A 581-nucleotide genomic window follows, 5' to 3' on the forward strand; every position below is an offset into this window, starting at 1 on the left:
GCCCGGCAGGTTGACGGCGGTGGCCAGCGTGTCGGCGTCGATGAACCGGTCCAGCGTGAGGTCGCTGGCATGCACCTCGGTGGGGTTGTCGCCGTGCACAGACACCAAGCGCGGATCGCTGGTCGGTCGGGCATCTCGCCCCAACAGCTGGCTTAAACCTCTCGTCGACGACGCGTGCAGCAACGCGCGCACCGGCAGATCGGCGTTTAGGGTGGTGTTGATCGCGGCGATAACCCGCATTGCCGCCAGCGAATCGCCGCCGAGCTCGAAGAACGAGTCGTCGACGCCGACCCGCTCAAGCCCAAGCACCCGGGCAAAGATGCCGGCCACGGTCTTCTCAACCGGCCCGGCCGGAGCGCGATATCCGTTGGTATCACCGTATTCCGGTGCCGGCAACGCACGATGATCAAGTTTGCCGTTGACCGTCAACGGAAGCGCATCGATCACTACCACCGCGGCTGGCACCAGGTAACCGGGCAATCGCTGGTCTAGTTGCGCCCGCAGCCCGGCCGGGTCCACTGCCCCGGGGGCAATTTCGGTGGCATACCCGACTAGGCGCTTGTCCCCAGGGCGGTCTTCAC

The 581-nt window shown here is 66.1% G+C and carries 1 protein-coding gene; it reads right to left on the bottom strand.

Annotated features, from left to right (window positions below):
* Nucleotides 1-581 (bottom strand): phosphopantetheine-binding protein (locus tag FJR74_RS08370; protein ID WP_140915068.1); only part of this gene is annotated, 581 nt, incomplete at both ends.

This window comes from Metamycoplasma neophronis (genome assembly GCF_006491995.1).
GTDB classification, from domain to species: domain Bacteria; phylum Bacillota_I; class Bacilli_A; order Mycoplasmatales; family Metamycoplasmataceae; genus Metamycoplasma; species Metamycoplasma neophronis.